At 67.1% G+C, this 17,484-nt stretch carries 15 protein-coding genes; 10 read left to right on the top strand and 5 right to left on the bottom strand.

Features of this window, described 5'->3' with window-relative positions:
• Window positions 1–199 precede the first annotated feature (199 nt).
• Window positions 200–799, bottom strand: a complete 600-nt coding sequence (locus ACIBH4_RS24105; protein ID WP_362769217.1) for a hypothetical protein — start codon at window positions 797–799, stop codon at window positions 200–202.
• Window positions 800–922: 123 nt separating this feature from the next.
• Window positions 923–1,489: a hypothetical protein gene (locus ACIBH4_RS24100; protein WP_362769220.1), complete on the bottom strand. Its 567-nt coding sequence runs from the start codon at window positions 1,487–1,489 to the stop codon at window positions 923–925.
• Between the two features lie 399 nt (window positions 1,490–1,888).
• Between ACIBH4_RS24100 and ACIBH4_RS24095 the strand changes: the two genes are divergently transcribed.
• The 10 genes from ACIBH4_RS24095 to ACIBH4_RS24050 all read left to right on the top strand — a co-directional run bounded on the left by ACIBH4_RS24095 (window position 1,889) and on the right by ACIBH4_RS24050 (window position 15,106).
• Complete coding sequence (locus ACIBH4_RS24095; protein WP_362769223.1) at window positions 1,889–2,020, top strand: hypothetical protein; 132 nt, start codon at window positions 1,889–1,891, stop codon at window positions 2,018–2,020.
• Window positions 2,017–2,355, top strand: coding sequence for a hypothetical protein (locus tag ACIBH4_RS24090; RefSeq protein WP_362769226.1), 339 nt, complete (start codon window positions 2,017–2,019; stop codon window positions 2,353–2,355). Before ACIBH4_RS24095 ends, ACIBH4_RS24090 begins: the two co-directional genes overlap by 4 nt.
• Before the next feature lie 508 nt (window positions 2,356–2,863).
• Window positions 2,864–4,231, top strand: coding sequence for an aspartate kinase (locus ACIBH4_RS24085; RefSeq protein WP_362503848.1), 1,368 nt, complete (start codon window positions 2,864–2,866; stop codon window positions 4,229–4,231).
• Between the two features lie 113 nt (window positions 4,232–4,344).
• Window positions 4,345–5,784 (top strand): MFS transporter, encoded by a 1,440-nt coding sequence (locus ACIBH4_RS24080; protein WP_362503851.1) that lies wholly within the window; start codon window positions 4,345–4,347, stop codon window positions 5,782–5,784.
• A gap of 256 nt (window positions 5,785–6,040) precedes the next feature.
• Window positions 6,041–6,640 carry an ABATE domain-containing protein gene (locus ACIBH4_RS24075; protein ID WP_362503854.1) on the top strand — a complete coding sequence of 200 codons (600 nt, stop codon included), beginning with the start codon at window positions 6,041–6,043 and terminating at the stop codon, window positions 6,638–6,640.
• Window positions 6,641–7,055: 415 nt separating this feature from the next.
• A complete protein-coding gene (locus tag ACIBH4_RS24070) occupies window positions 7,056–8,180 on the top strand; it encodes a glycosyltransferase family 2 protein (protein ID WP_362503857.1) in 1,125 nt (374 codons plus the stop codon).
• A gap of 1 nt (window position 8,181) precedes the next feature.
• Complete coding sequence (locus ACIBH4_RS24065; RefSeq protein ID WP_362764904.1) at window positions 8,182–10,605, top strand: right-handed parallel beta-helix repeat-containing protein; 2,424 nt, start codon at window positions 8,182–8,184, stop codon at window positions 10,603–10,605.
• Complete coding sequence (locus ACIBH4_RS24060) at window positions 10,602–12,560, top strand: right-handed parallel beta-helix repeat-containing protein (RefSeq protein WP_362764901.1); 1,959 nt, start codon at window positions 10,602–10,604, stop codon at window positions 12,558–12,560. The genes ACIBH4_RS24065 and ACIBH4_RS24060 overlap by 4 nt, the downstream gene beginning before the upstream one ends.
• A 3-nt stretch (window positions 12,561–12,563) precedes the next feature.
• The gene (locus ACIBH4_RS24055) at window positions 12,564–13,736 is read left to right on the top strand and encodes a right-handed parallel beta-helix repeat-containing protein (protein ID WP_362764899.1); all 1,173 of its coding nucleotides are present in this window, start codon (window positions 12,564–12,566) and stop codon (window positions 13,734–13,736) included.
• Between the two features lie 38 nt (window positions 13,737–13,774).
• Entirely contained in the window at window positions 13,775–15,106 is a 1,332-nt protein-coding gene (locus tag ACIBH4_RS24050; protein ID WP_362503869.1) for a UDP-glucose/GDP-mannose dehydrogenase family protein, read from the top strand.
• Between the two features lie 25 nt (window positions 15,107–15,131).
• Here the strand turns inward: ACIBH4_RS24050 and ACIBH4_RS24045 are convergent, their stop codons facing one another.
• The 3 genes from ACIBH4_RS24045 to ACIBH4_RS24035 all read right to left on the bottom strand — a co-directional run bounded on the left by ACIBH4_RS24045 (window position 15,132) and on the right by ACIBH4_RS24035 (window position 17,419).
• Entirely contained in the window at window positions 15,132–15,761 is a 630-nt protein-coding gene (locus ACIBH4_RS24045) for a pyridoxamine 5'-phosphate oxidase family protein (protein ID WP_362503872.1), read from the bottom strand.
• A 507-nt stretch (window positions 15,762–16,268) separates the two neighbouring features.
• Entirely contained in the window at window positions 16,269–16,631 is a 363-nt protein-coding gene (locus tag ACIBH4_RS24040; protein ID WP_362503875.1) for a hypothetical protein, read from the bottom strand.
• Between the two features lie 539 nt (window positions 16,632–17,170).
• Complete coding sequence (locus ACIBH4_RS24035; RefSeq protein ID WP_362503878.1) at window positions 17,171–17,419, bottom strand: hypothetical protein; 249 nt, start codon at window positions 17,417–17,419, stop codon at window positions 17,171–17,173.
• Window positions 17,420–17,484: the final 65 nt, after the last annotated feature.

Here is a 17,484-nt window from a genome sequence, read left to right as displayed (position 1 = left end):
GGGACGTTTTGCCTGGTGAACACTACTGACTTGGTGGGCACTACTGGGTTCGAACCAGTGACATCTCGCTTGTAAGGCGATCCGACCGGGGACGCAACCAGGGCCGATACCGCCCCTGACCTGGGCGCACGATCCACGACCGTCTACCGTTGTCCGCCCCCGTCCGGGGTCGTTGTCACCCAGTTAGTCACTCATCGATTCAGAAGTTCTCGCTCCACAGATACCAGGAACCCTGGTAGTGCTCGACGTCGGCTTCGTATTCTTCCTCCTCAGGTAGCTGGGGCTCCCCCTGCGGGCTCCATATGACGCCACGCTCATAGATGCCGTCCCACCCACCGGCCAGTGCGAAGCGCACAGTGTTTCCATACCGTTCGGCCCAAGAGACGTCGAACAGCCCTAGCGTTTCAGGCCCCATCTTCCAGTCTGCGCCTCCCGCCAACACCGACCGTGCGACCTTCTCGAAACTCCCCTCGGACAACGCGAACCTGGATCTCTCCGGCTCTCCCTGGCTACCCAGCGCCAACAGCGGGATCACGATGATCAGTGGCGCCACCCAGCGCAGCAGGTTTCGCCTGACTCCCGGTCGCCGCTCCGGAGCGAAAAGTTCCACAGCGAGGCGCACGAACCAGACCACGCCAAGCACGAAAAACGCAAGAAGAACGGGCAGTATCCACAGAGGGCCGATACCAGGAAAACTCCCCGCGTACAGGAGCAGGAGGCCCAGGACCGTCAGCGAACCGATCAGAGGCAGACCCGGTGCGCCGATCGAACTTTTCGGGGACCGCTCTTTCAGAGTCACTGCAACTCCAACCAGGATCGATCAAGGCATCTCATGATCCACTCGAATCCTATCCATGGACCCCGATAAGCGCAGGGCGCCGGAAACCTGGAGTTCTACTCAGGATGACTGCCGTCTAATTCGTCACCTAAAACTCGCGCTCTCTCGCGGGTCGTCTGCCCAGACGTCCCGGCCGTTGCTCCACAGCTCCGAGGCGTGGTAGCCGAACCGGTCGAACAGCCCGTCGTCCTGGTAGCGGCGCAGGTGCATCATCGGCGAGTCGTGGCCGACGAGCTTGGCCAGGTGCGGCGTCACGAGCATCTCGGAGTCGAAGCGGAAGACGCTCATCGCGATGTGCTCGTCTCCGAACCTCGCCTCGATGCCGGGTACGTTCCGAACCTGCTCGATCTCCGAGAGGGTGATCCGGATGCGGGTGGAGACCGTCAACGGGACGTTCTCCACCTCCTCCCGGCGGCGAGTGACCTCGCTGTCCGGGTCACCGATCAGGAACCGGATCTTGCACCCCTGCTCGGCCTTGCGCTTGAGGATCTTGGCGAGGTTGGGGTGCTCCAGCCACAGGAAGTAGTTGGTGTACCCGGCGAAGACGATCTCGTTGCGGGCCGAGGTGATCAGGTTGCGCCAGATCGACTTGGGGCAAGCCGACCGATAGGGGTAAACGGTCAGAACCTCTCGATCCGGTCCGGTCTTCACGGTGTTACGAATAGCATCTGGCCACAACACGGACGTATCAACTCCTAATGCCTCGGTGGCGGCCAACTGGTGCCGGAGGTGCGGGACTCGTGCCTCATCCTGTAACCAGCGTTCCACCGTCTTAACGTCCACCTCGCAGCGGTCTGCCAGGTTCTGGTTGCTCAGCTTCGCATCGAGCATGGCGCGGCGTAAGGGGACGTTGGCCACGGTGCACCTCGGGGAGTGAGGACGTCAAGGACGTTTTCGACTCTAACTTTGAAACGTCCTGGACGTCTCCGGAACGCGGTGGGTTCGTCACTCAAATGGAATGACGCTTACTCCATGTCAACACCCGTGATTCTGGAAGACCTCCAGGCAGCATTCCCCGGATGGTGCATTTGGCGTAGTTCTGCGGGCCGCTTGTGGGCAACCCGGAATGGCCGACACCTCACCGACGAAGAGATAAATAAGGGCCTCTACCGGACAATCGACGCCGACAACGTCACCGAACTCGCCCAGCAGCTCCGCGACCAGGAGGAGCTGGAGGCATGAGCACCCTCGACGGAAAAAGGCCGGCTCAACGATGCCCGGCGGCCCTGGCTGCTGAGCGCCTGCGGATCGGCCTCGAACACTGCGGCGTCTTGGCCGACGTCCACGAGGGCCACGGCGTCGCTTTGGTCTCCGTCTGGACCGACCTCCTGGTCTGGACGGACGGACGTGCCTACCGCTGGTGGACGGGGAAGACCTCGGCGAAGACGGGCCGCCGCCTGTACCGGGTCTACGGCGTGGACAACCCGGTCACCGTCGCCCGCTATGTCGCCCAGCGATACGAAGAGCTCCTCAAAGCGGCCTACCGATGTGGAGGCGTCGCGGAGCGCACGTCGTGATTCTGCTCGATGAGTGTCTGAGTCCGCATGTGGTGATGCCACAGCGAGATCACATCCGTCTGGATTGGCGAGAGCCGTACCCGACGCTTGAACGGGCACGCTCAGTGGCCTGGACCTGCTGGTGCCGTGCCACGGTCTACGAACTATGCGAGGGCGGCGGCCGAGCGTTCGTCCGGCGAACCCTCCAACTCGATGACGGCCATCAGGTCTATGAGACCTCTACCTGGCCAATCAGCGAAGCTCGGGCAATATGGACGGCACTGCTGTCCGGAAGAGCCCGGTAAGACGGGCGTGGGGGGGGGGGGGGGGGGGGGGGGGGGCCCCCCCCCCCCCCCCCCCCCCCCCCCCCGGCTCCGACGACACGTCGCGCGTCAGCCCGCCGGTCGCGCCGGTCGAGTTGGGTGGGCCGGTCACGCCGGTCATGCCGGCCGCGCCGGTCGTCGAGCCGAAAAACCGGCCAAGCATGCCCGGATGGTTCTCAAGGAAGCACGTGACGCAGGAGTGAACGATGAGCCTGGTGATACAGAAGTACGGCGGAACATCACTGGGTGACGTGAGCAAGATCAGTCACGCAGCGCAGCGCATAGCCGCCGCCGATGGATCCGTGGCCGTCGTGGTGTCCGCGATGGGCGGCACCACCGACGCCATGCTTGAACTCGCACGCGACCTCACCGACAATCCACACGCCCGGGAACTGGACATACTGCTCAGCACCGGTGAACAGGCCTCCGCCGCCGCACTCGCCATGGCGCTGCACGAACTGGGCGTACCCGCCCGTTCGTTCAACGCCCGCGACGGCGGCATCATCACCGACGGAGTGCACGGCTGTGCGCGCATCGTCAACGTTCACCCCGAGCTGATCCGCGACTGCATCCAGGCCGGTTATGTCCCTGTGGTGACCGGTTTCCAGGGTATCGCCGCGGAAAGCGGCGAGCTGACCACCCTGAGCCGAGGCGGCTCCGACACCACCGCCGTCGCCCTCGCCGCCGCGCTACGGGCCGAGGTGTGCGAGATATTCACCGACGTCGAGGGCGTGTTCACCGCCGACCCCCGATACGTCGCCGAAGCCCGCAAACTGAGCCACCTCTCCTACGAGGACATGGCCGAGCTGGCCGCGGGCGGCGCCACGGTGCTCGCCCATTCCAGCGTCCAGTACGCCGGCACCCACCGCGTTCCCCTCCACGTCCGGTCCAGCACCACCGAGACCACCGGCACCTGGGTAACCGGCTCCCGCTCGACCACCCCACCGGACGGCGAGCGGTTCACCGCCGTCGGCGTCGCCCACCGGACAGGTCAACTCCGCTGCCGACTCGACGGGGTCGCCCCCACCGCCCTCACCACGATCGCCGCCATGCTGGCCGACCCCGCACTGTCCGTGGACATGCTCGACCACCTGGCCGCCGACGGCTCCGGTCACTCCCTGCGGTTCGTCGTGAAGGCCGCCGACCAGGACCAGGTCGACGGGGTGCTCGCCGGCCTGCGCGCGGCGGGCGCCTTCAGCGGGTGCCGCTGGTCAGGGCCCGTGGGGAAGGTGTCGCTGGTCGGCCACGGGTTCTGTACCCGCCATCCTCAGGTGCGGCTTCTGCCGGGCGCGCTCGAGACCCACGGCGTCACGGTGCGGGACATGACAGTCCGTACCCGGCGGATCTCCATCACCTGCGCCGAGTACGACGTACTCAACGCCGTAAGGCAGCTTCACCGGATGTTTCTCTCCGCCGACACCCGCGCGGATCCCCACCCGTACGCGAATCACCCGTCACACGGAGCACCCCACCCGCGCACCGAAGCCACGGTGGGTACGGGTGAGATCCGGGACGCGACCGCGCGGGGACTGGAATCACCGGCCCGATGGTCGGCAGAGGCGAAGGGCAGGTGAACCGGTTCGCTGGTCGAGAGAAGCGAAAGGCGGGTCAACCGATCCGCTGGTCGAGAGAAGCGAAAGGCGGGTGAACCGGTCCGATGGTCGGTAAAAGCGAAGGGCGGGTGACAATGAAGGCGACGTCGTCGCACACCACGGGAAACGCCGAGAGCGGATTCAGGTCCCGGCAGTTCTGGCAGCTCACCGTCATCTGCGGCACCCAGTTCCTGGTCGCCGTCGACTATTCGATCATCAACGTCGCCGCCCCGAGCATCCGCGAAGGCCTGAACTTCGGCTCCGGAGGCGACATCGCCTGGGTGCTTTCCGCCTACCCGCTCACTTTCTGTGGCTTCCTCCTCCTCGGGGGAAGGGTCGCCGATCTTTTCGGAAGAAAGCGGGTGTTCATCTGGAGCCTCGTCGGCTTCGGCATAGCCTCGCTCCTCGCGGGCCTCGCCTGGTCACCGACCGCGCTCATCGCGGGCCGCGCTCTGCAGGGCGTCGCCGCCGCGTTCATCGCCCCGGCGGGTCTGGGGCTGCTCCAGGCGGCCACTCCGGAAGGACCTCAACGCGAACGCGCTCTCGGCGTCTACGGTGCGGCACTGTCGGCGGGGTTCGTCTCCGGCATGGTGCTCGGGGGCGTTCTCACCGAGTACGCCGGATGGAGGTCCGTCTTCCTGATCAACGTACCCGTCGTCGTGGTCGCCGGTCTCCTCGCGAGGGTCCATCTCGACGAGAGCCGGGACACGCGCGCCTCCCGCCACCTCGACGTCATCGGCGTCGTCCTCGCGACCACGGGCCTGGTCGCCCTCGTGTTCGCCCTCACCGAAGGTGAGAAGTACGGCTGGTCGTCGGCTCCGATCCTGCTCTCAGCGGGGATCGCGGTGCCGGCGATCGCCCTCTTCGTCTGGACGCAGTCCAGAAAGGACGACGCGCTCGTGCCGATCTCCATCTTCCGCACGGCCGCCATCGGCGCGGCCAACCTCGTCACCGTCCTGCTGGTCTGCTCCTACGGTGGAATGCTGTTCATCCTCACCCTCTACCTGCAGACACATCTCGGTCTGGGCGCGCTCGCGACCGGTCTGGCGTTCGCCCTCTCGGGCGTGATCGCGGTCGTCACCGGCATCTACGCGGGAAAGCTCGTCGAACGCTTCGGGCTGTACCGTGTCCTCCTCTACGGAATCGTCGTCGAGACGATCGGCATCGTGGTCATGGTCGGCCTGCCACAAGACCACGGACTCACCCTCATCCTGATCGGCACCTCCGTGAACGCCGCCGGTCACATCCTCGCGCTGATCACGACGAGCATCGCCGGCACGAACGGCGCCGAGGAGGGGCGACGGGCGACGGCCGGCGCGCTGATCAACGCCTCGCAGCAGCTGGGACTCGCCGTGGGTGTGGGGGTCGTGACCTCGGTGGCCGCCCACTTCGCCGCCGGCTCCGCCGAACCCGAGGCCATCCTCGTGGGCTGGCGCTGGTCCCTCTGGTGCTCGGTCGGGTTCGCCGCCGTGGCGATCGTGACAACCGTCCTTCTCAGGAGGCGTTTCAAGGGAGAGGTCCCGCAGGCCGCGTAGGTCACGTAGGTCACGTAGGTCACGTAGGCCGCGTAGGCCGCGTAGGCCGCGTGACCGCGGTTCCCACACGATCACCGCACGCCACCTCGACGATCCCCCCGGTCCGAGTCACACATCAGACCAACCCCAACCCCAACCACCGGCATCACCACTGACCATCGGCTTCGGCCACCAACCACCAGCGACCAGCGACCAGCCACCAGCCACCAGCCACCAGCCACCAGCCACCAGCAGGAAACCGTATACACTCGGTACAATGGTTACTTTGACCCCCCAGGCCCTACCGCCCTGGCAGGACGCCCATTTCGTCGGCGGCCATCCGGTCCTGGACCTCACGAACACCGTCTTCGACCGCACACTCCCGGCCGAGGACGTCGAACTGCTGAACACCCCCTCGGATGTCCTCACCTGGTGCGCGTCCGCCGGCCTGTTCGACGAGGTGCCGTCCTTGACGGAGGACTCCGCGAGCGGTCTCGTACGGGAGGTTCGAGCCGTTCGCGAGCAGGCGTGGGCCGTGTTCAGCGCGATCACCGACGGCGAGACCGTGCCGACCGAACCCTTCGGCGCACTCCTGCAACGGGCGGGCAAGGGAACGCGCGCCGGCCAGGTCCAGCGGATCGACGCCGCGCTCGACGGCTACACCGCCGACTGGACGACCCCCGGAGCCATCCCCACGACACTGTCACTGCTGGCGATCCACGCGGTCTTCACCCTCCCGCCCGGCCGGATCAGGACGTGCGGACGATGCGGCTGGTTGTTCCTGGACTCCTCGCGAGGCGGACGTCGCCGCTGGTGCAGCATGAGCGTCTGCGGAAACCGTGAGAAGGCGCGCCGCCACCGCCAGACGTACCGCTGAGGCTCCTCACCTACAGGGTGGGACCATGCGGCGGAATCCAGGACGGCACATGCGCGCATGAGGCGCACGTCGCGGGAACCCCCGGGTTCGCGATGATCAAAATGTTGTCTCACCAGCCCCTGGCGCATCTTGTGCAAATCTACTCGGTACCGTAACAATTGCACCGTTCCAATATGTTGCCGGGAAGGCGCTCAGTACTGTCCCCATCTATCGGGTAAGGGACTTTTCCTCCCGCAACCGCACAAGCATCTTGGGGCAAACACGCCCAGAAGGATCAGTGGAATCCGCCTTGAATTGGTTTGATGCTGCCTACGAATGGATTGTTAGATCCAGTGCCAACGGAACCTGGCGGGACCTGATTCCGCTGGGCTTGGCGGGCCTGCTCGTATGGGGCCTGTGGGTTTATCGTGTGGTGTTGTCCCGGCTCGCCAAACCGGTCGTGAACGGCTACCGGACCACGGTCTCCGTGGTCGTCCCGTCCTACCGGGAGGATGCCGAGATCCTGGTGCGCTGCCTGGCCAGCTGGCTGGCCCAGGACCCCCAGGAAGTGATCATCGTTGTGGACGTCGGGGACACCGACTGCCATGCCAAGCTCCGCGAGGTGACAGACCCTCGGCTGCGTGTCCTGGTGTACGAGCACTCGGGCAAGCGCTCCGCGCTCGGGGTCGGCATCCGGGCGGCCCGGGGCGAGGTCGTGGTCTTCGCCGACTCCGACACCTGGTGGCAGCCCGGCCTGCTGGCCGCCGTACAGATGCCCTTCGAAGACCCGGCGGTCGGTGGGGTCGGCACCCAGCAGAACGTGTACCAGCGGACCAGCAGCGTCTGGCGGCGCATCGCCGACTGGCTGGTCAACCTGCGCTACTACGACTACGTACCCGCGATGGGCAGCAGGGGCGGGGTGGCCTGCCTGTCCGGCCGCACCGCCGCCTACCGGCGTAAGGCCATCCTCCCGGTGCTCACCCACCTGGAGAACGAGTTCTTCCTCGGCCGCCGGTGCATCGCAGGCGACGACGGCCGGCTCACCTGGCTGGTCCTCGCCTCCGGGTACAAGACCGTGCACCAGTCCTCGGCCCGCGCCATCTCGATGTTCCCCGACTCCTTCCGCGCCTTCGTCAAGCAGCGCGTCCGCTGGAGCCGCAACTCCTACCGCTGCTACCTGACCGCGCTGTGGAAGGGATGGCTGTGGAAGACTCCGCTGGTCACCAAGGTGACCGTGCTGCAGATCCTGCTCACCCCGGTGACCATGGGCGTCACGCTCGCCTACCTGTTCTTCAGCAGGCTTGAACTCACCCCGCTGGGCATCGGGCTCGCCGTCGGCTGGCTGCTCCTCGGCCGGGGTGTCCGCGGTTGGTCACACCTGCGCCGTCACCCCGGCGAGATCCTGTTGCTGCCGCTGCTCTGCCTGGTGGTCATCATGATCGCACTGCCGATCAAGCTGTACGCGTTCCTCACGATGAACAAGCAGGGCTGGCTCACCCGTACCTCCGACCAGGTGGGCGGGGCGGGCCAGAGCGCGGCCACCCTGCAGGGAATGGCCTGAGATGGAACGTTCCATTACCGTGCTGCTCGGCACGGTGGCACTGGCGGTCGGCCTGGGAGGCGGACCTGCCGTCGCCCTCTCCTCTCCCACCCCAGGGGGGAATTCCGAGGCGGTCTCGGGGCCCAGCGCGTCTCCGACGGGCAGCGCGCGCCCGGACGACAACCCGTTCCTCGACGACCCGTCGCCCGAGCCCAAGCCCTCCGCGGAGGACGACTCCCCTCCGAAGGCCACCCGGACTCCCACTGCCAAACCGAGGCCGACGGCGACCAGAACCCAGACCACCGACCCTGCCACGGGAGACGGCTCGGAGCCGACGTCCGCTCCCACCTCGACGGCCGGCCCCGCTCCGACCTCCGGTCCGGCCCCGACCTCCGCGACGGACGACCCCGACCTGGAGGAGACCCCGGCCCTGGTCGAAGACGCGATCATGGCGGACGACGCGACCCTGGAGGCCGGCACCCTCACGGCGCAAGGCGCCGAGGCGCAGGCGACCCTGGTGGACGTCGAGGACCAGCGGATCATCCAGACTCGCGCCGCGCTCACGGCCATGCTGCAGAGCGGTGGCATCGTGGCCGCCCAGCGCAAGCAGCCCCAGATCTTCGTGTCGGCGCACGGCAGGACGCTGGTGCTGCCCGCGCGCAACACCGAGGCCCCGTACACCCTCAAGGATCTGGCGGCCGTCGAGAAGGGCCGGTACCTACGACGACTGAAGGACGGTTCCTACCTGCTCGGCGTCCACGTCTTCGTGGCCGACGGGGCGCGCCTGCAGTTGCGCGGCCCGCTGACACTGCGGATGGGCAGCCTGCCGGGTTCGTTCAGCTCGATCATCACGTTCGGCGGCGGCATCGAGATCAAGGGCACCGCCAAGAGGCCGGTGCGGATCACCAGCTGGGACGTGCGGACCCAGAAGTCGGACATGACCACGACCGACGGCCGCGCCTACATCCGGGCGGTCGGCGGTGAGTTCGAGATGACCCACACCCAGGTCTCCCACCTGGGATTCTGGAGCGGCCGTACCGGGGGCATCGCGCTCACCGGCACCGAGCGGCCGGCCAGTGTCTACCGGCACCGGACAAAGGAACAGCGTCACCAGGACAAGCGGGAACGGCTGGCGAACACCAAGCAGGGCGAGCGGGGTGGGAGCAACTTCGGCGACGTGGAGACCATTCCGATCGGTCCGGGCACCGCCTCGCACGTGCTCGCCGACGAGCTGGTCTCCGGATCGATCAAGAACAGCGTCATCACCGGCGACGCCTACGGCGTCTTCGTCTCCGGCTCGAACCAGACACAGATCATCGACAACAGGATCGTCGACAGCCTGGTGCACGGCGTGTTCATGCACCGGTTCGCCAAGAACGCGACGATCGAGAAGACCGAGGTGATCGGCAGCGGCGGCGACGGTTTCGTGCTGTCACGGGCGACCGAGAAGGTGAAGGTCGTCGACTGCCTGGCCGAGCGGAACAGGCGCAACGGCTTCACGCTCAACGGACGGCCGCTCGCGAGCGGTCCGTCCGCGAGCGGCGAGTCGCTCGCCGTCTACGGTGACAGTTCGGTCAGCAACAGCACCGCCCGCGACAACGGAAGGTACGGCGTCGAGGTGCTCGGCGGCAGCCGGCTGGCCGTGCAGACCAGCGAGATCATCGGCGGTGACATGGGAATCGTGGTGCGCGAGGGCGCCAGCGGTGTGCAGATCTCCGGCAACAGGCTGACCGGCCAGCGCCGCCAGGCGATCGCGCTGCGCGACAGGGCGACCGGCGCACATGTGGCCGGCAACACGATCGCCGGGACCGTCACCGGGATCTATCTCCGCGACTCCGCCGGAATGATCATCGGAAACAAGATCACAACCCTGTCGCACCCCAAGGCCCACGGGATCACCGTGGTCGGCGACGCGGCAGGTTCCGAGATCACCCGCAACACCGTCATCGGTTCGGGGACGAGCGCGATCAGCGTCGCACGGGCCGCCGACACGGTGAACAAGCACAACAACGACGAGGACCAGTGGAACGACACGTCGTCGTTCTGGGTCAAGGCCAAACGCTTCGTCAAGCCCATGAACGTGATCTGGGCCGCGGTCATCCTCCTGGTGATCGTGTCGGCGATCCGATCCCGCGGTGTCGTGGAACGGAGGCAACGCCGCAGGGAGATCCGCAACCCCTACGAGCAGCAGCGACTGCTCGCCGAAGGGCGGTTCCAGGTGCTGCGCCATGCCGCCATGCCCGCGCCGGACCACCCGGTGCCCGCCGACGGACGTCCTTCACGGCGCCGGCGGCCGTCCTCGCCGCACCCCGACTCGATCCCCGTGGCGGGCCTCTCCATGGGCGGCCCCTCCATCGGCGGCCCCTCCATCGGCGGTCCCTCCATCGGCGGTCCCTCCATCGGCGGTCCCTCCGTGGGCGGCGCTCCCGTGGGAGGCAGGGGATGAGCCGGCCGCCCCGGAGGAGGAGCCGTACCCTCCCCATCGTCCTGGCACTGTGCCTGTCCGCGGCCGGTACCTGGACATACCTCTCCTACCTCGATCGCCCCGCGCCACCTCCCGGCGTGAACGAGGTGCCCCAAGTGGAGGCACAACAGCAGTCGGCCCTGGTCGACCAGGAGGATCTGCGGATCATGCAGACCCGCGCGACGCTGACCTCGGCGATGGCACGCGGCGGCCCCGCCGCCGCGAGATCCCGCGTGCCGCACATCTCCAGTTCGGCCAACGGCCAGACGCTCGTGCTACCGCAGCGCCGCGAACCGTACCGGGTCGCGGACCTGGAACGCCTGGGCCAGGAGCACTTCCAGAAGCAGTCGGACGGCTCCTACGTGCTCGGCATCAACCTGTTCGCCGGTCCGGGGGCCAAAGTCGTGCTCCAGAACGCGACCGGCCCCCTGGTGATCCGGATGCGCAGCGACCCGGGTGCCTTCGTGTCGATCGTGAGCTTCGGCGCGAACATCAAAATCAACGGTTCGGCACGAAACCCGGTGCGAATCACCAGCTGGAACGCGCACGACAGGACGGCCGACACCAAGGTCTCCGACGGACGCGCCTACCTGCGCGTGATCGGCGGGGAACTCAAGATGAGCCACGCGACGGTGGAGCATCTCGGATTCTGGAGCGGCCCGACCGGCGGGCTCGCGTTGACCGGCAGTGACCGGCCGACCACGAACGCCGATCTGGTGACCGTTCCCGCCTTCCTCCCCCGGTCGTCGCCCACCTCCTCGCCGAACCCCACCTCCCAGCCGAAGCCGGCCTCCTCCCAGCAGCGGGCGCTCCTGCCCAACGGCCTCCTCGTGCCGAGCAGGGGCAGCGGTAACGAGGTCGAGATCACCAACGGAGCCGGCCGGGGCAGGGTCGCCTACCGGCTGCCCGAGGCCAACCTGGTCACCGGCGACATCACCGACACCAAGGTCACCGGCAACGCGTACGGAATCTTCATCACGGCCTCCAACGAGACCCGGATCATCAACGTCTCGGTCACCGGGAGCCTGGTCCACGGGATCCTGCTGCACCGGTTCGCGCGCAACGCCACCATCGAGAACACCACCGTGACCGGCAGCAGGGGTGACGGATTCGTCCTGTCCAGGGGCACGCAGAACGTCACGATCACCGGTTCGGGAGCCGAGCGCAACAACGGCAACGGCTTCACCATCAGCGGCCTGCCGCTGGCCCGGGGGCCGTCGGCGTCCGGGGAGTCGCTGCGCAGCTTCGGTGGCAGCTCGGTGACCAGCAGCACGGCACGGGACAACGGCCGCTACGGCGTGGAGATCCAGGGCGGCGTCAAGCTCGTCGTACAGACCACCGAGGTGATCGGCGGGGAGATGGGCATCGTGGTGAGCGAGGACGCCACCGGGGTCCGGGTCTCCGGCAACCGTCTCACCGGCCAGCGCAGCCAGGGAATCGCGCTGCGCGGCGGGGTACGGGGGGCCCGGATCAGCGGCAACATCGTGCGGGACACCCAGACCGCGATCTACCTCCGGGACTCCGAGGCCACCATCTCCGCCAACACGGTCGAGTCCGCCTCGCTGCACGCGATCTCGCTGCTCGGCGCGGCCGAGGGTACCAAGATCACCGGGAACACCCTGGGCGGTGCCGGCCGCAGCGCGCTCGACACCGGCCGGGCGAAGGGAGCCACGACCATCGCGCAGAACAACACCACCGGCTGGCAGGACACGGCCGGCTTCTGGACGATGGTCAAGCGGATCGCCAAGCCGATGAACCTGATCTGGCTGGGGGTCATCTCCCTGATCGTGCTCTCGGCGCTCCGGGCACTACGCGGCGACGGCCCGCGGGCCGGCCGGCGGTTCGTCCACCCATACGAGAAGCAGACACTGCTGGAAGAGCGACCGGCCAGGCTCCTGCGGACCGCCGCCCCCCAGACTCCAGCCGAGAGAAGTTGAGCGATGCGCCTGGACATTGACAGGAAGACCCTGGTGGGGATGCTCGCCGGGGCGGTCATCACGGTGATCGTCGTAGTGCTGCTGCGCGGGCTGTTCGGCGGTACGGAGGAGCCGGGCACCGCGATCGAGGACATCCGGCCGAAAAGCGCGGACGCGCCGGCCTCACAGCAGGAGGACGACACCACGCGGGCGGAGGACGACGTGAACGAGGACAGGGGAGAGGACGCCGAGGAGTTCGTCGCGTCGCAGGAGCCGCCCGACATCGCGGTCCCCCTCGGGAAAGGGCTGGTCGAGTGCCCCGAGGCCACGGTGACCGTCGCGGACGCCACCGAACTCGCCGAGGCCCTGGAGGCGGTCGAGCCGGGCGCGGTGATCAGGCTGGAGCCCGGTGTCTACAGCGGCCGGTTCGTGGCGGCGGTCTCCGGGACGGAGGCCGAACCGATCTTCGTCTGCGGCCCGCCCGAGGCGATCATCGACGGCGGCGGGATCAAGAAGGGCTACGCCTTCCACCTCAACGAGGTCGATCACTGGCGGCTGGTCGGCTTCACCGTCCGCAACAGCCAGAAGGGAGTGATGGCCGACCGTACCGGCAACACGATCATCCAGCAGCTGACCGTCCACCACATCGGGGACGAGGCGATTCACCTGCGCAACTTCAGCAGCGACAACACCGTCCAGTACTGCATGATCTACGCGACCGGCCTGCGCCGGGAGAAGTTCGGCGAGGGCGTCTACCTCGGCACCGCGGAGAGCAACTGGGCGGCCTTCTCCGGCGGGCAGATGGACCGCAGCGATCGCAACACCGTACGCGGCAACGTCATCCGGGCCACCGCCGAGGCGATCGACATCAAGGAGGGCACCTCCGACGGCCACATCGTCGACAACATCTTCGACGGTTCCAAGCTCGGCGGTCACAAGCACAACGATTCCTGGGTCGACGTCAAGGGCAACGGCTATCTCATCCGCGGTAACACCGGTAGCCAGAGCAACGGGGACGGATTCCAGACCCACAAGATCGTAAATGGCTGGGGCACCGGAAACGTGTTCCAGGCCAACACCATCGATCTTGGTGGTTCAGGCGGCTTCGGCATCAACGACACGGTCGGCGGAAACACGATCACCTGCGACAACAAGGTCACCGGCGGAGCCCTCTCCAAGGCCGACGACTGTTCCTGAACAAGAGCCGAAGACAAGTAGTAGATAGGACGACGGATATGGGCGAAGCCGAGCTCCCCCGATTGACCGTGATCGGAACTGGCTATCTCGGCGCGACGCACGCGGTTTGCATGGCGTCGCTGGGGTACGACGTGGTCGGCCTCGACGTGGACAGCAAGAAAATCGAAAAACTACAGGCCGGGGAAGTACCTTTCTTCGAACCCGGCCTGCCCGAGTTACTGGGCAAGGTCCTGGAGTCGGGCCGGCTCCGGTTCACCACCTCCTACGCGGAGGCCGCCGAGCACGGCGACGTCCACTTCGTCTGCGTCGGCACCCCCCAGCAGCCCGGCTCGGACGCCTGCGACCTGACCTACGTCGACGCCGCCGTACGCGACCTGGCCGCCCACCTGACCCGGCGCTGCCTGGTGGTCGGCAAGTCGACCGTCCCGGTGAACACCGCCGCCCGCCTGGCCGGCCTGCTGCGCGAGCTGGCCCCCGCGGGAGAGGAGGTGGAGCTGGCCTGGAACCCTGAGTTCCTGCGGGAGGGCTTCGCCGTCGACGACACCCTCAAGCCCGACCGGCTCGTGTTCGGCGTCACCTCCGACTGGGCGCGCGAACGCCTCACCGCGGCGTTCCAGCCGATCCTCGACCTCGGTACCCCGGTGGTCGTCACCGACCTGGCCACCGCTGAGCTGGTCAAGGTGGCCGCCAACTCGTTCCTGGCCACCAAGATCTCCTACATCAACGCGATGGCCGAGGTCTGCGAGGCCACCGGGGCCGACGTCCGCGACCTGGCCAAGGCCCTCGCCCATGACGACCGGATCGGCGGCCGGTTCCTCCAGCCCGGCCTCGGCTTCGGCGGCGGCTGCCTGCCCAAGGACATCCGCGCCTTCGCGCACCGGGCCGAGGAGATCGGCGTCGGCCAGGCCGTGTCCTTCCTCCGTGAGGTCGACGCGATCAACCGGCGCCGCCGTTCCCGGACCATCGACCTGGTCAGGGAACTGCTCGACGGCCGGCTCGACGGCAAGAGGATCGCCTGCCTGGGCGCGGCCTTCAAACCCAACTCCGACGACATCAGGGACGCCCCCGCACTGGACGTGGCCAGGACCATGCACGGCCTGGGCGCCAACGTCCGGGTGTACGACCCGGCCGCGATGGACAACGCGCGCCGTACCTATCCGGAACTCAGGTACGGCACGAGCGCGCTGGACGTGGCCCGTGACGCGGACGTGGTCGTCCTGCTCACCGAGTGGGCCGAGTTCCGCGAGATCGAGCCCTCGGCACTGGCGAGCGTGGTCAAGCACCCCCGGATCGTGGACGGCAGGCACGCGCTCGACGCGGACACCTGGCGTGCGGCGGGCTGGGAATACCGGGCACTGGGCTGCCCCTGACCACTCGCCCACCTCGCCCGCCCGCTCAGCGGTACATCCCCTCCGCGTAGGAGGGGCCGTAGTAGCGCTCCAGTTCCTCGATCGGCTCCCCCTGCCGTTCCAGCGCCTGGGCGATGCGCGCCCGCGAGGGCAGGACCTGCGGGTTCCAGCTCTCCGGGCGCCACAGTTCCGAGCGGAGGAAAGCCTTGGCGCAGTGGTGGAAGATCTGCTCGATCTCGACCACGATCGCGAGCGACGGCCGGTGCCCCTTGACCACCATCCGGTCGAAGAAGGGGGCCTCGCGCACCAGGCGTGCCCTGCCGTTGACACGCAGGGTGTCGCCGCGGCCGGGGACGAAGTAGATCAGGCCGACGTGCGGATTTCGCAGGATGTTGTGGAATCCGTCCGCCCTGCGATTGCCCGGCCGCTCGGGAACCGCGATCGTGGAGTCGTCCAGGACCAGCGTGAATCCTGGCGGGTCACCCTTGGGTGATACGTCACAGCTACCGTCGGTGTCCGAGGTCGCGATGAGGCAGAACGGCGAGGCTGCCAGCCAGGCACGGTCCAGTTCGTGCAGGCTCTTCCGCTCCTTCGTCAGCACGGCCGGTTTGGGGGGGCCAAGCACCTCCCGCAACTCGTCCGCCGACTCGATCGATTCCCAGCCCTCGGCCCCCATGATTCCCCTTCGATGATCCGTTTCTTCGCGGAGGGCGTGTGGTCACCGACCTGGCAGGTAAAGCCGTTCACACCGCAGACCATGAACCTACGCCCTCATGGAGCATAGGCCCATGGAAACGCATTGGGAAAGATCAGTCATAGAGCATCGTTAACGGCCGGACATACGAGAAGAGCCTCCTCACCGTGTTTCCGCCGGCGAGGGAGCTCTTTCTACTGGCGTGGCAGGTGCGGAACTTGAATCTACGCAGGCCGAGCCGACGATTTTACAGGCCGTTCCCGACGACAGGCGAAGAATGACCTCTGGGTGACGTCCGGGTTTTAGTGCTCAAGGGTTGACGAGATCCCGTCCGATCACCTCGATCGGGCGGGATCTCCCTGTTCCTCCGGAACCCTGGGCAACGGGCGGCAAACTCCGGCGGTCTCCTCGTGATGGTGGATACGCTCATCAGGTTCACCCGCCACACAGCGGGCGGGGCGCGGCGAGATTCAGCAGCACCTCATGAAGCTAGCTGTCGCACACCTTGGAAATGCGCTTCCCGGTCTTGGCGTCCGTACACGTCTTGCACGTGCGGTTCGGGCTGGTCGTGGTCGGGTCCTTGGTGGTCACGCATTCGACCTCGGTCGACTTCTCGGACTCGCCGCGCTTCCGCTCACAGTACTGCTTCTTGTATCCACTGCCTTTCTTGCCGCGGCAGTAGTAGCACCTCCTCTCTCCCTCATCGAGCCATTTACATTTCGGGGCCTGCGAGACGGAGTGATTGGTGGACGAGACGACGGTGCCGACGCTTCCAGACTGCGCCTGCGAGGGAATCGAAGGGGCGAGGGCGGCAGCCACGAGAGCGCTGACAACACAGGCTTCCTTGAGCACGGTTCCTCCCAAGGTTCGCGTTCCTCTGACCCTCCCATCATGAACCCCCCTCTCTGAGAGGCGTCAAGGCAGGCGCTGAACTTATTTCTCGATCGCCGCGTACGCATTTTCACGACTAAACGTACGCGGTCAATTTACTTTCGATCCTGCGACCATTCCCGGAAGACTCCTTTACGTTCTCATGATTTTCTTTCCATATGGCCCTTACATTTTTCGGTCTCGATGATGCTTCTCTCCGGCGCCGGTGTGACGCCGATCCAGCGCCTGCCGCACATCCTCGAACAGGTCCGGCGAGTCGGCGGGAAACCACGGCCGACGAGATCGCGGTGATCGCCACGCCGCGCCACAGCCGCGGATGCGCCGCTCGCCCTGCCGCGCGAGTCTTCGCACAGCCGGTCCTTCTGTGATCCGCGCAGGCCGATCACGGGGTTGGTGATCACCGCGAGCCAGGACCCGTCGTCCAGGTCACGCAGCCGGCACGGGCGCGGCCCGGCCCGCACCCGCCACAGCAGCTGGGCGCCGCTACGGCGGGCCTGACCTCAGGCGTAGAAGCTGCAGAAACCGCGATCGACGAGCAGGGGCATGTCCTCCTCCAGCCGCTCGGACAGGGAATAGGCCAGGGTCTGTTCACCGTCCCAGCAGCCCGACACATCCGCCGCGACGATCGCGTGGCCGGCGCACTCGCCGATGACCACGACTCGGGCCTGCGGGAACGCGCTCTCATACCCACCCACGCTGTCCTTGGGAAACTCTTCAAGGTTCGCCGGAGTGCCGGGTAGGTCGAGCACGAACCCGTCGATCGCCGTCAACCGCCGTCGGCCGAGCCGCGTTTCGCCATGGGTGGCATGGTGCC

The organism is Streptosporangium sp. NPDC050284, assembly GCF_044459525.1.
Taxonomy (GTDB): Bacteria; Actinomycetota; Actinomycetes; order Streptosporangiales; family Streptosporangiaceae; genus Streptosporangium.
Note: the sequence above shows the minus strand (reverse complement) of the source record. Positions and strands in the feature narration are given on the sequence as shown.

Bases quoted from the DNA above. Each gene is read 5' to 3' on its own strand.
- ACIBH4_RS24090 (WP_362769226.1), top strand. From the start codon at position 2,017: ATGAGCACCCTCGACGGAAAAAGGCCGGCTCAACGATGCCCGGCGGCC.
- ACIBH4_RS24085 (WP_362503848.1), top strand. From the start codon at position 2,864: ATGAGCCTGGTGATACAGAAGTACGGCGGAACATCACTGGGTGACGTG.
- ACIBH4_RS24080 (WP_362503851.1), top strand. From the start codon at position 4,345: ATGAAGGCGACGTCGTCGCACACCACGGGAAACGCCGAGAGCGGATTC.
- ACIBH4_RS24075 (WP_362503854.1), top strand. From the start codon at position 6,041: ATGGTTACTTTGACCCCCCAGGCCCTACCGCCCTGGCAGGACGCCCAT.
- ACIBH4_RS24065 (WP_362764904.1), top strand. From the start codon at position 8,182: ATGGAACGTTCCATTACCGTGCTGCTCGGCACGGTGGCACTGGCGGTC.
- ACIBH4_RS24060 (WP_362764901.1), top strand. From the start codon at position 10,602: ATGAGCCGGCCGCCCCGGAGGAGGAGCCGTACCCTCCCCATCGTCCTG.
- ACIBH4_RS24055 (WP_362764899.1), top strand. From the start codon at position 12,564: ATGCGCCTGGACATTGACAGGAAGACCCTGGTGGGGATGCTCGCCGGG.
- ACIBH4_RS24050 (WP_362503869.1), top strand. From the start codon at position 13,775: ATGGGCGAAGCCGAGCTCCCCCGATTGACCGTGATCGGAACTGGCTAT.
- ACIBH4_RS24045 (WP_362503872.1), bottom strand. From the start codon at position 15,761: ATGGGGGCCGAGGGCTGGGAATCGATCGAGTCGGCGGACGAGTTGCGG.